Raw genomic sequence first — 1036 nt, 5'->3', positions numbered from 1 at the left:
AGCTGGTTGCCGGGGTAGCGGGCCGACGAAGGGGTCGGCTGGTGCCCTCGGCGGGCGGCTCAGGCTGTGATCGCAGCCCATTTCCTCATGTTGAACGCGATGGAGGCGAGCAGGACTTGCCCGCTTGCTTTGGCAAGACCGACATAACGGATGCAGGTCAGTCGCATGCGGCGTTTGAGGGTGGCGAAGGTGGTCTCCACCGTTGCCCGTCGTCGGGCGATGAGAAGGTTGTAGCGTTTGAGCCTCGGCGGCAGCTCCGGGTGATGCCTGTTGGGACGACGTGCGATGCGGGGCTTTTTGCCTTCAGCTTTCAGCCGGGCCCGCCTGGCATGGGTGTCATAGGCGGCATCGGCCCACACCACGGCTTCGTCGCCGCGGATCAGATCGTCCGCAGGCGTCGTGTCGTTGATATTGGCGGGCGTGGTCAGCACCGACCGGATCAGGCCGGAGCCCTCATCGACACCCATGTGAGCCTTGTAACCGAAGGTCGAGCCGCTTTTGCCTTGCCGCTTGGCAAACCGGGCATCGGGATCCTTCGACGGCTGTTCTTGCGTCGGAGGCGCTGACACCGCCTGGATCAATGTCGCATCCAGCATCGTGCCGCGCTTCAGGATGACACCAGCATTCTCAAGCTGACGATCGAGCTCACCAAACAGCTTGTCCAGCAGCCCTTGCTCAACAAGCTGGTTCCGGAAGCGGTTCAGGACCGTGTGATCAGGCGTCGCATCTTCGAGACTGAGACCCACGAAGCGCTTGAACGACAAGCGGTCCCCCAGCGCCTCCTCGAGCTCGCGCTCCGAAAGACCATAGAGCGACTGCAACAGCAGCGCGCGAAACAGCACCAGCACCGGATAGCCCGGGCGGCCAGGGCTTCCTTCATCCCGCAAATGCGCCATCAGCTTCTCGAACCGGTACCATTTGACCAAGCTCGACAACCGATCCAGCGCCGCATTGGCACCGGCTCCCTTCGGCAGCCACGCCTCAATAAAACTCGGCTGCCCCGTCTGCTTCACCGCCATCGTCAGTCCTCCAGGGC

1 protein-coding gene is annotated in these 1036 nt (G+C 63.0%); it reads right to left on the bottom strand.

Annotated features, from left to right (window positions below; translation table 11 throughout):
• Window positions 1-59: 59 nt before the first annotated feature.
• Window positions 60-1019 (bottom strand): IS5 family transposase, encoded by a 960-nt coding sequence (locus tag MTR72_RS40210; protein WP_280964961.1) that lies wholly within the window; start codon window positions 1017-1019, stop codon window positions 60-62.
• Between the last annotated feature and the right edge of the window lie 17 nt (window positions 1020-1036).

The sequence above is a fragment of the Bradyrhizobium sp. ISRA442 genome (assembly GCF_038085055.1).
In the GTDB taxonomy this organism is placed as follows: Bacteria; Pseudomonadota; Alphaproteobacteria; order Rhizobiales; family Xanthobacteraceae; genus Bradyrhizobium.
The sequence above is the reverse complement of the archived record's forward strand: the minus strand, read 5'-3'. Positions and strand labels throughout refer to the sequence as shown.